5 protein-coding genes are annotated in these 13,542 nt (G+C 65.5%); all 5 read left to right on the top strand.

The features are described 5' to 3' along the window. Positions 1–73 precede the first annotated feature (73 nt). The 5 genes from ACCQ10_RS09945 to ACCQ10_RS09925 all read left to right on the top strand — a co-directional run bounded on the left by ACCQ10_RS09945 (position 74) and on the right by ACCQ10_RS09925 (position 13,342). Entirely contained in the window at positions 74–2,785 is a 2,712-nt protein-coding gene (locus tag ACCQ10_RS09945) for a methyl-accepting chemotaxis protein (RefSeq protein WP_372362967.1), read from the top strand. A 210-nt stretch (positions 2,786–2,995) separates the two neighbouring features. Then, the gene (locus ACCQ10_RS09940; RefSeq protein WP_372362966.1) at positions 2,996–5,248 is read left to right on the top strand and encodes a methyl-accepting chemotaxis protein; all 2,253 of its coding nucleotides are present in this window, start codon (positions 2,996–2,998) and stop codon (positions 5,246–5,248) included. A 363-nt stretch (positions 5,249–5,611) separates the two neighbouring features. After that, positions 5,612–7,870 (top strand): methyl-accepting chemotaxis protein, encoded by a 2,259-nt coding sequence (locus ACCQ10_RS09935; protein ID WP_372362965.1) that lies wholly within the window; start codon positions 5,612–5,614, stop codon positions 7,868–7,870. 107 nt (positions 7,871–7,977) lie between these two features. Continuing rightward, on the top strand, positions 7,978–10,443 hold the full coding sequence (locus ACCQ10_RS09930; RefSeq protein ID WP_372362964.1) for a methyl-accepting chemotaxis protein: 2,466 nt from the start codon (positions 7,978–7,980) through the stop codon (positions 10,441–10,443). Positions 10,444–11,083: 640 nt separating this feature from the next. Next, on the top strand, positions 11,084–13,342 hold the full coding sequence (locus ACCQ10_RS09925) for a methyl-accepting chemotaxis protein (RefSeq protein ID WP_372362963.1): 2,259 nt from the start codon (positions 11,084–11,086) through the stop codon (positions 13,340–13,342). Positions 13,343–13,542: the final 200 nt, after the last annotated feature.

Raw genomic sequence — 13,542 nt, 5'->3', positions numbered from 1 at the left:
CAGGCGCGCTGCGTGCTTCGCCTGCAGATTCCCCGCCCCGGCGGGGCCTTCTCCCTTTTCCGCGGCCACACCCATGACTTCGCTTTCCACGCACTCACGTTTCGGCGGACGCCTGGCGTATCGCCTGATGTTCGGCACTGCGGTCATTGCGTCGTTGTGCTTCGGGCTGACCGCGGCCATCACCTACTGGCAAAGCAGCGGCGCATTGAGTACGTCGGCGCAGGCCACGATGCAGAACGCTGCGCGCTACCAGGCCGAGCAGATCGGCAGCGAACTGGGTCAGGCGCTGACCACCGGTCAATCCCTGGCCACCACCTTGCTGGTGCAGCGCGCCAACGGTGGCATCAGCCGCGACACCGCCGCCGCGGTGGTGCACGATCAATTGCAGGACCATCCCGAATGGGTGGGCATGGGCACCTTGTGGGAAGCGCAGGCCTTCGATGGCAGGGACAGCGCCTTCGCCAATGCCCAGGGCCACGACGCCACCGGCCGTTTTATGACCTACTGGGGACGCGACGGCCACACCCTGGTGCGTGAGCCGCTCACCGACTACGAAACTCCCGGCCTGGGTGACTGGAATCTCAAGCCGCGCGCCCTGCTGCGGCAGACCGTGGCCGAACCGTACGATTACAAGATCGGCGGCAAGACCGTGCTGATGACCACCTTGTCCACGCCCATCCTGCAGGACGGTACCTACCTGGGCGCAGTGACGGTGGACGTGGCACTGGCGGCGTTGCAACAGCGCCTGGGCGCCCTGCGCCCGATGGACAGCGGATATGTGGAGTTGCTGTCGCCCGCCGGCGTGGTGCTGTCCTCGCGCGACAGCACGCGCATCGGCAAGCCGCTGACCGATGCACGGCACCGCACCATGCTGGAGGCCATCAAGGCTGGCAAGGACTCGGTCGATTTCACCCCCGACGCGGCCGGCATGGTCAGTGCCTATGTGCCGCTGCAGATCGGCAAGGCGCAGGAACGTTTCGCGTTGGGCGTGGTGGTGCCGTACGCGGCCATCATGCAGCAGGCGCATCGCCTGCTGTGGACGATCCTGCTGGTGGGGCTGGGTTCGGCGGTGGTGCTCAGCGGCGCGCTGTTCCTGCTGTTGCGTCGCCAGGTGGTGCGTCCGCTGGAGTCGGCGGTGGGCGTGGCCGATGCGATCGCCTCGGGCAAGCTCGACAACCAGATCGCCGTACAGCGCCAGGATGAAGTGGGCCGGCTGATGGGCGCGATGCAGCGCATGCAGAACGATCTGCGCGCGCGCATCGAGCGCGACACCGCGGTCGCCAACGAAAACCTGCGCATCCGCACCGCGCTGGAGCACTCCGAGATGGAAGTGCTGCTGGCCGACGAACACCACAATGCGGTATTCATCACCGAAGCGCTGCACACCTCGTTCAAGCATGGCGAACCGGCCTTCCATGCCAAGGGCCAGGCCGGTTTCAGTGCCGATGCGGTGGTCGGCAAGCCGCTGGAATACGTGTTCGGCACCGACGCCGACGGCAGGGCGCGCACGCAGCGATTGCAGCAACTGCAGACCACCGTGTCCGAGCGTTACACCTTTGGCCCGGTGACCCTGGACCTGACCATGACCCCGCTGTACGCGCCGGACGGCCATCGCAGCGGCAGCATGCTGTTGTGGCGCAACGTCAGCGCCGAAGTGAGTACGCAAAAAGAAGTGGCCGCTCTGGTGCAGTCTGCCTTGATGGGCGACTTCGGCCAGCGCCTGGCGCTGGATGACAAGCACGGCTTCTATCTGGAATTCGGCCGTCAGCTCAACGGCTTGCTGGAAACCACCTCGCAGGGGCTGGAGCGTATTTCCAGCCTGCTCAGCGCACTGGCCGAAGGCGACCTCAGCGTGCGCATGGATGGGCAGTTTGCCGGCGTGTTTGCACGCATGCGGGACGATGCCAATGCCACGGTGGCGCAGCTTACCGGCATCGTCTCCGGAATCCAGACCTCGGCCACGCAGATCAATGCCGCAGCCAGCGAGATCGCCGCCGGCAACAGCGACCTGTCGCAACGTACCGAGCAACAGGCCGCCAACCTGGAAGAAACCGCTGCCTCGATGGAGGAACTCACCTCCACCGTCAGGCAGAACGCCGAACACGCGCGCCAGGCCAACCAACTGGCCATCGGCGCGGCCGACGTCGCCGCGCATGGCGGCGCGGTGGTGGCGCAGGTGGTCACCACCATGTCCGGCATCGAGGTCTCGTCGAAGAAGATCGCCGAGATCATCAGCGTGATCGACGGCATCGCCTTCCAGACCAACATCCTGGCCTTGAACGCGGCGGTCGAAGCCGCGCGCGCCGGCGAACAAGGGCGCGGCTTTGCGGTGGTGGCCTCGGAGGTGCGCACGCTGGCGCAGCGCAGCGCCGGCGCCGCGAAGGAGATCAAGCACCTGATCGACGATTCGGTCCACAAGGTGAGCGAAGGCGCGCATCTGGTGCACCAGGCTGGCACCACCATGGCCGAGATCGTGGCCAGCGTGCAGCGCGTCACCGACATCATGGGCGAGATCTCCGCCGCCTCGCAGGAACAGTCGGCCGGGATCGAGCAGGTCAACCTCACCGTGACCCAGATGGACGAAGCCACCCAGCAGAACGCCGCACTGGTGGAAGAAGCCACCGCCGCCGCGCGTGCGATGGAAGAACAGGCCGGCCAGCTCGCGCAGGCGGTGTCGCGCTTCACGCTTGCCGATACGGCCCCAGCCACCGCATCGACCGGCCGGCCCGCGCTCACCGCCATCGCTGCCCACCCTGCATCCAGGCCATCGCGCCCACGGGTCTGAACCGCCTGCGGTCGCGCCCGGTCACGGGCGCGGCAGCTGCGCTGTGTGATACGTCACGCTGACCTGCCGCGCACGGCATGGTTAGACACCGCAGATCGCCATGCGGCGCGTCGCCGAACACGCCGCGTTCATCCTTGCAAAGTAAAGAATCCGGGCCCCGGGCCGTTAGCGTGCAGGACACACATTGCCTTGCATCGCCCGGAGTACATGATGAACAAGTTCAACGATTGGCCCATCCGCCGCAAACTGATGTTTGCGTTCTGCCTGAGTGCCGTGCTCACCGCCCTGCTAGGTGGGTTGGGCTTCTCGCGCATGAAGCAAATGCAGCAGCAGGCCGTGCTGATCAATGAAAATGTCGTGCCGGTGCTGAGCAGGCTGTCGGAACTGCGCGCCTTCGGTGGCGAATTCCGCATCTATGAGTCGGGCCAGTTCGTCAATCTGGATAATCCCGAGCGCTACGCCTACTTTCTCACCCGCATGGACGAGATCCAGGCCAGCTACCTCCAGACACAGAAGGCACTGGGGGCCAAGGTCGATGCCGGCTCGCCGCTGAAGGCCGGCTACGACAAGCTGGCCAAGGAAAGCGCAAGTTACTTCGAGGCCAACAAGACACTGCGTGCGCTGTACAAGCAGCCCGACTACGCCGCCGCGATCCTGGCGAACAAGCAGTCCGGCGACATCCGCAAGGTGCTGTTCCAGACCATCGACAAGATGTACGCCGAGCAGTCCACTGCGCTGGCCAACATGGTCGCGGCCAGCAGCGCCTCGTTCAAGCTGACCAGTGCGGTGCTGCTGATCGGCACCTTGCTGATGGCGGCCCTGTCGGTGACCTTTGGCTGGTTGATCGCTCGCAGCATCACCAACCCGCTGTCCAGGGCGCTGGGCGCCATCCAGGCAGTGTCGCGGGGCGATCTCAGCGTGCAGATAGGCAAGACCAGCAAGGACGAAATCGGCCAGATGCTGGATGCCACCGGCCGCATGACCCTGATGCTGCGCCGCTTCTCCGACGAGACCGCGCGCATGTCGCACCTGCATGCGGCCGAAGACATCACCCACCGCATGCCGGAAGATTTTCCCGGCGTGTACGGCACGCTGGCCGGCGGCATCAACACCATGATCTTCGAACATCTGGATGCCATCACCGACTCGGTGCGCATCCTCAACCAGTACGCACAAGGCGACCTGACCCAGGACGCCCGCCGCCTGCCGGCCAGCCGCGCGATCCTGCACGAAGCGATGGATGCGGCCAAGGCCAGCCTGTTGTCGATCAACACCGAGATCAAGCAGCTGGCGCAAGCCGCTGCGGCTGGCGACTTCAGCGCCCGCGGCGATGCGGCACGCTTCAAGTACGACTTCGCGGTGATGGTGGCGGATCTGAATTCGATGATGGAAGTCAGCGATCGCAACCTGGGCAAGCTGTCGCAGCTGCTGGGCGCGGTGGCCGATGGCGACCTGACCGCACGCATGGACGGCGAATTCCATGGGGTATTCGCGCGTCTGCGTGACGATGCCAACGCCACCGTGCAACGCCTGACCGACATCGTGGGCCGCATCAAGCACTCCACCCTGGCCATCAATACGGCGGCCGGCGAAATCGCCGCGGGCAATCAGGATCTGTCGCAGCGTACCGAACAACAGGCCGCCAACCTGGAAGAAACCGCCGCATCGATGGAAGAACTCACCTCCACCGTCAAACAGAATGCCGAACACGCGCGTCAGGCCAACCAGCTGGCGATCGGCGCGGCAGGCGTGGCATCGCATGGCGGCAGCGTGGTCGGCCAGGTGGTCACCACCATGTCCGGCATCGAAACCTCGTCCAAGAAGATCGCCGAGATCATCAGCGTCATCGACGGCATCGCCTTCCAGACCAACATCCTGGCCTTGAATGCGGCCGTGGAAGCGGCGCGTGCCGGCGAACAGGGCCGCGGTTTTGCGGTCGTGGCTTCGGAAGTGCGCACGCTGGCGCAGCGTTCGGCCGGTGCCGCCAAGGAAATCAAGAGCCTGATCGACGACTCGGTGAGCAAGGTGGCCGAAGGCTCGGCACTGGTGAACCAGGCCGGCAGCACCATGAGCGAGATCGTCTCCTCGGTGCAGCGCGTCACCGACATCATGAGCGAGATCTCCGCCGCCTCGCAGGAACAGTCGGCCGGCATCGAGCAGGTCAACCAGACCGTGACCCACATGGACGAGGCCACCCAGCAGAACGCCGCGCTGGTGGAAGAAGCCACCGCCGCCGCGCGCTCGATGGAAGAACAGGCACAGCAGCTCACCGAAGCGGTGGCCCTGTTCCGCCTGTCGGCCGAGCTGGAAGCGGTGACCCGCGCCACGCCGGTGGTGCGCCACATCACCGCCAAGCGACCGGCTGAGGTCAGTGCGCCGGTCGCAACGCGTGCGGCGCGTCCTGCAGCGCGTAGCGCGGTTGCAGCGGCGCCGTCCAGCGAGTCGGATTGGGCGGAATTCTAAGCCCCAGTTCAGTGCGAGTTTCATCAAAGCCGCGCCCGCAGGAGCGCGGCTTTTTTATTGGCCACATGCGCAGCAAAGCGGACCCGGCAGTCAATCAACCCAAATACGTTTATATCGAGCACATTCAATTACTGTATTAAATCAACTGCAGAGCTCGCCAGTTATTAGTCCAATCAACCAATATATAGAACGGACACATCCTTGAAGCTATTTCACGACACCAACCTGGTTTATACATTTTCCATTCCCCAGGTATAAAGTCTTTGCACAATGCCGCCGTTATTCGTCTTAGCGACATGTCACGCAGCAGACGGTGGCGTCACCGGGTCGCTCCTTCCATCTCGAGCCTTCCAGGACTTTGTCATGACTGCATTACTCCAGCGGTACAACGTAGGCCCGCGCCTGGCGGCGGCATTTGCCGTGCTGATCGTGCTGTCCGGCCTGATTGCCTTCATCGGTTATCGCGGCCTGTCATCGGCACGCGCCCTGGTCGACGACATCGTGCACCAGAATATGGTGAAGATCCGGCTGTCCAACGACATGATCAACGCCAATTTCATTATCGGCATGCAGCTACGCAATGTGGTTCTGCCCACCACCGATGAAGAGAATCGCCAGTTCATCGCCATCATCCAGTCGGCACGTGCCGATTACAACAAGGCGCGCGAAGCGCTGTATGCCATGCCGCCCTCGGACCAGGGCAAGGTGTTGCGCGCCGAGATCGATGCGCGCCGTGCCGAGGTCAAGGTGTTGAACGACAAGGTGATGGACCTGGTGATGACCGGCCATAGCGACGAAGCCCTGCCCTTGCTGCTCACCAAGGCCGCGCCGGCCATGCAGGGCTGGCAGGACAAGATCGCCGAGAACATCGAACTGCAGGACAAGATGGCCGCCGACGCATCGGGTGTTGCGCTGAAGTCGATGGACGACTCGCGCAAGCTGCTGATCGGCGGCACGCTGCTGGTGGTGCTGCTGAGCGGCACCCTGGGCCTGTTGATCACCCGCAGCCTCACTGCACCGTTGAGCCGCGCCACCCGCGCAGCCGAATCGATTGCCGGCGGCAAGCTGGACAACGACGTCGATACGAAGTTCAACGACGAAACCGGCCGCCTGCTCAAGGCCATGCACAAGATGCAGCAGCAGCTGCGCAACCTGCTGGCTGCGCAGACCGACATGGCCCGCCGCCACGACGAAGGCCAGATCAGCTTCCGCATCGATGCCGATGCGTTCCCGGGGGAATACGGCCGCATGGCCAGCGACACCAACAACCTGGTGGCCTCGCATATCGCGGTGAAGATGAAGCTGGCGCAGATCATGGGCCGCTATGCCATTGGCGACCTCAGCGAAGACATGGACAAGCTGCCCGGCGAGAAGGCCGTGCTCACCGAGACCATGGCGCAGGTCAAGCTCAACCTGGGCGCGATGAACACCCAGATCAAGCACCTGGCGCAGGCCGCGGCCAATGGCGACTTCAGCGCACGCGGCGATGCCGAGCGCTTCCAGTACGATTTCCGGGTCATGGTGGAAAGCCTCAACACCTTGATGTCCACCGCCGACGGCAACCTGCAGTCGCTATCCGGTCTGTTGCAGTCCATTGCCGCAGGCGACCTGACCGCGCGCATGAGCGGCGACTTCCACGGGGTGTTTGCGCAGATGCGCGACGATGCCAATGCCACCGCCGTGCAGCTGGCCGAGATCGTCACCGGCATCAAGGCGTCGGCGATCTCGATCAAGGGTGCCGCCAGCGAAATCGCCGCCGGCAACCAGGACCTGTCCCAGCGCACCGAGCAGCAGGCCGCCAATCTGGAAGAAACCGCCGCCTCGATGGAAGAGCTCACCTCCACCGTCAAACAGAATGCCGAAAGCGCCCGCCAGGCCAACCAGCTGGCGATTGGTGCCGCCGGCGTGGCCTCGCAGGGTGGCGAGATCGTCAGCAAGGTGGTCGAGACCATGAGCGGCATCGAAGCCTCCTCCAGGAAGATCGCCGACATCATCTCGGTCATCGACGGCATCGCGTTCCAGACCAACATCCTGGCCTTGAACGCGGCGGTGGAAGCCGCACGCGCCGGCGAACAGGGCCGCGGCTTTGCGGTGGTGGCCTCGGAAGTGCGCACCCTGGCGCAACGCTCCTCGGGCGCGGCCAAGGAGATCAAGGACCTCATCGACGACTCGGTGCAGCGCGTGGCCGACGGCTCGGTGCTGGTGCACGACGCCGGCAAGACCATGGGCGAGATCGTCTCCAGCGTGCAGCGCGTCACCGACATCATGGGCGAGATCTCCGCCGCCTCGCAGGAGCAGTCCTCGGGCATCGAACAGGTCAACCAGACCGTCACCCAGATGGACGAAACCACCCAGCAGAACGCCGCCCTGGTGGAAGAAGCCACCGCCGCGGCGCGTGCACTGGAAGAACAGGCGGTCGGGCTGACCGAGGCCGTGGCGGTGTTCAAGACCGACGCCGGCCATGCATTGGCGCCGCCGTCGCCGGTGCGTGCGGTCCCGGCGCGGCCGGCGGTGAGTGCCGTGCTCAAGGCGCAGGTCGCCGCGACCGGGCGCACTGCTGCCTCCAAGCCGCGCGTGGTGGTCACCGCGTCCAGCAACGACACCAGCTGGCAGGAGTTCTGAGCAAGCGAGCAGGACTGGCTGAACGGTTCCGGTCGGCAGCGATGCCGGCCGGCTCAAGGCATAACTGGTATCGGCCGATAGCCTGCGTACGCCCATGAGACGCATCGATGACCACTTCGCCCGCGCAGTTGCCGCAGCCCCATCCCCCTTCCCCGCGCCGCTGGACCAGCCGCTGGGATGATCTGGCCATTGCCAGAAAACTCGGCGCGATCGGTGTGCTGGCGCTGGTCGGGCTGATCATTCCGGTGCTGCTGTACAGCGGCAAGCTCAATGAAAGCGTCACCATCAGCAGCAACGAATTACGCAGCTATGGCCCGCTCGGACAGATGCTGGGCCTGATCACCGACCTGCATGCGGCCCATGTCGACAGCGGCAGCGCCGCCAGCGCGGCGTCCAGCCGGGCCGAACGCGACCTGCAGCAACTGCTTGTGGCCACTGCGGCAATGCCCGGCTTCGAACGCAGCCAGAAACAACTGCTGGCGCTGCAACAACGCCATCTCGCCAGTGCCGACGCCTATGCCGGCGTGAGCGAACAGGCCTTCGCTGCGCTCGACGCCTTGCGCGACGACAGCCAGCTGGTCTACACCCCGTATATCGAAAGCTACCACCTGGTGGTGGCCACGCTGATCTACAGCCCCGATGCCACCGAATCGCTGACCCGCCTGGATGCGGCCAGCGATCCATCGCAGGCCGGCGACAGCCGCGCCATGCTGCGCGAGCAGCTCAACCAGCTGCAGCGGCACCATGTGCGCTTCCGCAATGAGCTGGACAAGGCGATGGGCCTGCTGGAACAGCCCGACCCCGCCCTGGCCGATGCCGCCCGCACCGAAGCCACGCGCGCCACTGCAGCACTGACGGCGCTGGCCACCGCGCTGGACGGCAGCGACACCCAGGCAGACACGCAATGGAATGCTGCGCTCGATGCACTTGGCCAGGCCATGCAGGATCTCAGCAGCACTTCGCTGCAGGCCTTGCAGCGGCAGTCCCAGCGGCACCTGGCGGATGCGCGCAATGCCATGTGGCAGGCCATCGCCGGGCTGTCGCTGCTTGCGCTGCTGATCGCCACGCTGTGCTGGTACACATTGTCCCGGCTCACCCGCAACGTGCGCCGCGCTGCGGCAGTGGCGGCCAACATCGCGCGCGGCGACCTGGACGAGCGCATCGTGGCGCCCAGCCACGACGAGACCGGCCAGCTGCTCGACAACATGCGCAGGATGCAGGAGCAGCTGCAGCGCGTGCTGGCGGCACAGAGCGAGATGGCGCAGCGCCATGACGCCGGCCAGATCAGCTACCGCATGCAGGCCGACAGCTTCCCCGGCGCCTACGCCACCATGGTGCACGACACCAATGCGCTGGTCGGCTCGCATGTCGCGGTGACGTTGCAGCTCGCGCAGATCATGTCGCGCTACGCCATCGGCGACCTGAGTCAGGACATGGACCGCCTGCCCGGCGAAAAGGCCGTGCTCAGCGACACCATGGACACGGTCAAGCGCAATCTCTCGGCAATGAACAGCGAGATCAGGCTGCTGGCGCAGGCCGCCGCCAACGGCGATTTCAGCGTGCGCGGCGACGCGCAGCGCTTCCAGTACGATTTCCGCGCCATGGTCGACAGCCTCAATCAGCTGATGGCCACGGCCGATGCCAACCTGCTGTCGCTTTCCACGGTGCTGCAAGCCATTGCCGCCGGCGACCTCACCACCCGCATGCACGGCGATTTCCATGGCGTGTTCGCACGCATGCGCGACGATGCCAATGCCACGGTGACCCAGCTGGCCGATATCGTCGGGCGTATCCAGCGCTCCACCGACGCCATCAACGAGGCCGCCAGCGAGATCGCGTCGGGCAATCAGGATCTTTCGCAGCGTACCGAGCAACAGGCCGCCAACCTGGAAGAAACCGCCGCCTCGATGGAGGAGCTCACCTCCACCGTGCGCAACAACGCCGAGCATGCCCGCCGCGCCAATCAGCTGGTGGTCGGCGCCGCCTCGGTGGCATCGCAGGGGGGCGAGGTGGTTGGCCAGGTGGTCGGCACCATGGCCGGCATCCAGGCGGCCTCCAAGAAGATTGCCGACATCATCGGCGTCATCGACGGCATCGCGTTCCAGACCAACATCCTGGCACTGAATGCCGCCGTGGAAGCGGCGCGTGCCGGTGAACAGGGGCGCGGCTTCGCCGTGGTGGCCTCGGAAGTGCGCACCCTCGCCCAGCGTTCTGCCGGTGCAGCGAAGGAAATCAAGCAGCTGATCGACGACTCGGTCAGCCGGGTGGACCACGGCAATCAGCTGGTCGGCCAGGCCGGCCGCACCATGCAGGACATCGTCGACTCGGTGCGCAACGTCACCACGATCATGCAGGAGATCAGCGAGGCCTCGCAGCAGCAGTCGCAAGGCATCGAACAGGTTGGCCAGACCATCGCGCAGATGGACCAGGCCACCCAACAGAACGCAGCGCTGGTGGAAGAAGCCACCGCCGCGGCGCGCTCGATGGAAGAACAGGCGCAGCAACTGCGTGATGCGGTCTCGGTGTTCCAGCTGCAGGCGGCCGCACCGGCGCGCCTGGGGCAGGCGGCCTGAAAACGGCAGGGCGCGGGCCACGGCATCTGTCGATGGCCCCGGCCCCTGCGACCCATGCATTGACCGAAGACACCGCCGCCTGACCATGGCACCGGCTGCCGTGGACGTGATGTTGGTCGGCACGCAGGTAGCGCGCCTGCGGCTACCATCGCGCACCGCGATGGCCCCGATGCTGCGCCCTTCAGCAATTGCGCCAGCGCGCCGCATACCTCACCGGTGACTCCGGCGCGTCGCCCCGCCCTCGCTTCACTCTCGCCTCGCCGGGTGCATCCACCCGGCAACATGCCCGCCTGCACACAGCCATCACGCCCGAGGCGTGATCGAGCGGTGAATTGGCCGCGCGCGCAACGCCTGGCAATCATCCAATTACCGGCCTTTCCAGCCCTCGTGTGCACGTCCGCATCACCTCGGTGACGGCTGCCCGTACACGGCCGCGCAAGCGAGTTCAGGCGCCGCGGCAGTCGCCGTTACCGACCACAAGCATGCAGACCTGCCCCGCAACCGACTGCCGCGTGACACCTCTCACCGGCACCGACGGAGGGCTGGATGCCTGCCTGCCATGGCCCGGCTCGACGTAGTGATCTACGCGACCTGGCCGATGCGCATTCCCCCTTCCCGCCCATTGCCTCGAGATTTCAACATGATCGCTCTTCTACAACGGTACAACGTCGGCAAGCGCCTCACCTTCGCCTTCGGCACGCTGATCCTGCTGTCCTGCGGGCTGGTCGCCACCGGGCTGTACACGGTGGCGCAAGCACGCGAGCGCATCGACACCGTGGTCAACCGCAACATCACGATCATGCAGCACCTGCAGGACATGACCAACGCCAGCTCGGCGGTTGCCGTGCAACTGCGCAACATCGTGTTGCCCACCTCCGAGGCGGACAACCTGCGCTTTGCCGGCATCATCAAGGACAAGCTCGCTGCCTATGAAGACAGCCGCAGCACGCTGTACCTGTTTTCTGCATCGCCGGAGGCCACGGCCCTGCGACAGAAGATCGACCAGGCCAGCCAGGCGGCCAACAAGGTCAACGCGCAGGTCGCGGCGCTGGGCTTGAGCGGCAAGCCCGACGAAGCACTGGCACTGTTGCTGCAGAAAGCTGCGCCGGCCACCGAGCAGTGGCAGGACGCACTGGCCGACTACGCGGCGTTGCAGCGCCGTCGCGCCACCGAAGCCTATGAAGCCGCCACCACGGCCATGGCACGCGGCCGTGCGATGCTCATCGGCGGCGGCCTGGCGGTGGTGTTGATCAGCGGCCTGCTGGGTTGGGCGATCACCCGCAGCCTGGTGCGTCCGCTGACCCAGGCCACGCGCGCCGCCGAGGCCATTGCCAACGGCAGCCTCGATAACGATGTGCGCACCCAGGCCAACGACGAAACCGGCCGCCTGTTGCAGGCCATGGACAAGATGCAGGACCAGGTGCGCAACCTGATCACCGCGCAGCTGGACATGGCCAAGCGCCACGACGAAGGCCAGATCAGCTTCCGCATGGATGCCGGCGCGTTCCCGGGCGACTTCGGGCGCATGGCCAACGACACCAACGAGCTGGTCGCCGCGCACATCAAGGTCAAGATGCAGACCATTCACCTGGTGGAACGCTATGCCATCGGCGATCTGAGCGAAGACATGCCGCAATTGCCCGGCGAAAAGGCCGCGATCACCACCGCGATGAATCAGGTCAAGCACAACCTGTCCACGATGAATCACGAAATCAAGCACCTGGCCCAGGCGGCGGCCAATGGCGACTTCAGTGCACGCGGCAATGCCGAGCAGTTCCAGTACGACTTCCGCCTCATGGTCGAAAGTCTCAACCACCTGATGGCTACCGCCGACGGCAACCTGCAGTCGCTCTCGGGCCTGTTGCAGTCGATCGCCGCCGGCGACCTGACCGCACGCATGAGCGGCCAGTATCAGGGTGTGTTCGCGCAGATGCGCGACGACGCCAATGCCACCGCCGAACAGCTGGCCAACATCGTCGGCCGCATCCAGGAAGCAGCCGGTGCGATCGGCCTGGCCTCCGGCGAAATCGCCACCGGCAACCAGGACCTGTCGCAACGCACCGAGCAGCAGGCGGCCAACCTGGAAGAAACCGCTGCCTCGATGGAAGAGCTCACCTCCACCGTCAAGCAGAATGCCGAACACGCCAGCCAGGCCAACCAGCTCGCCATCGGCGCCGCTGCGGTCGCCTCGCAAGGCGGCGAAGTGGTGGCCAACGTGGTCACCACCATGTCCGATATCCAGGCCTCGTCCAAGAAGATCGCCGAGATCATCAGCGTCATCGACGGCATCGCCTTCCAGACCAACATCCTGGCACTGAATGCCGCAGTGGAAGCGGCACGTGCCGGTGAGCAGGGCCGCGGCTTTGCGGTGGTCGCCTCCGAGGTGCGCACCCTCGCCCAGCGCTCGGCCAGTGCGGCCAAGGAGATCAAGCACCTGATCGACGACTCGGTGGACAAGGTCGCGCAAGGCGCCACGCTGGTCGACCAGGCCGGCACCACCATGGCCGACATCGTCGCCAGCGTGCAGCGCGTCACCAACATCATGGGCGAAATTTCCTCGGCCTCGCAGGAGCAGTATGCCGGGATCGAGCAGGTCAACCAGACCGTGACCCAGATGGACGAAACCACCCAGCAGAACGCCGCTTTGGTGGAAGAAGCCACCGCCGCCGCCCGCGCAATGGAAGAGCAGGCACAGCAGCTCACCGAAGCGGTGGCCGTGTTCAAGGTGGCCAACACCGCACCGGTGGCGCGGCGGCTGTCGGCCATTGCCAATGCAGCGGCCAACGCGCGCCCCGCAGCGCGCCCGGTTGCCGGTTCCGGCACCGTCGCCGCCCGGCAACGTGGCTCCGCCCATGCCGCGACATCGACCGCCGATCTCGGTGACTGGCAGGAGTTCTGAGCTCCCCGCGATGCACCGCACGCCTTGAGCATGGGTGACACTGCCGCTGACGGCAGTGCGCGCTGTCGGAGTCGCACGCACCGCGATCAGCGCTGAACATCGCACGACATCGACACAAGGCTGGCCCGGTGACGGGCCGGCCTTGTGTCTTCTCTGGTCCACACAGACACCGCGGCTGCGACCACCCGGATCGCAATGCA

The sequence above is a fragment of the Xanthomonas sp. NCPPB 1325 genome (assembly GCF_041477645.2).
Classification (GTDB): Bacteria; Pseudomonadota; Gammaproteobacteria; order Xanthomonadales; family Xanthomonadaceae; genus Xanthomonas; species Xanthomonas cannabis.
This window is presented reverse-complemented; position numbering and strand designations above follow the sequence as displayed.

Excerpts from the sequence above, each read along its gene's own strand:
- ACCQ10_RS09945 (WP_372362967.1), top strand. The coding sequence starts at position 74 with ATGACTTCGCTTTCCACGCACTCACGTTTCGGCGGACGCCTGGCGTAT.
- ACCQ10_RS09940 (WP_372362966.1), top strand. The coding sequence starts at position 2,996 with ATGAACAAGTTCAACGATTGGCCCATCCGCCGCAAACTGATGTTTGCG.
- ACCQ10_RS09935 (WP_372362965.1), top strand. The coding sequence starts at position 5,612 with ATGACTGCATTACTCCAGCGGTACAACGTAGGCCCGCGCCTGGCGGCG.
- ACCQ10_RS09930 (WP_372362964.1), top strand. The coding sequence starts at position 7,978 with ATGACCACTTCGCCCGCGCAGTTGCCGCAGCCCCATCCCCCTTCCCCG.
- ACCQ10_RS09925 (WP_372362963.1), top strand. The coding sequence starts at position 11,084 with ATGATCGCTCTTCTACAACGGTACAACGTCGGCAAGCGCCTCACCTTC.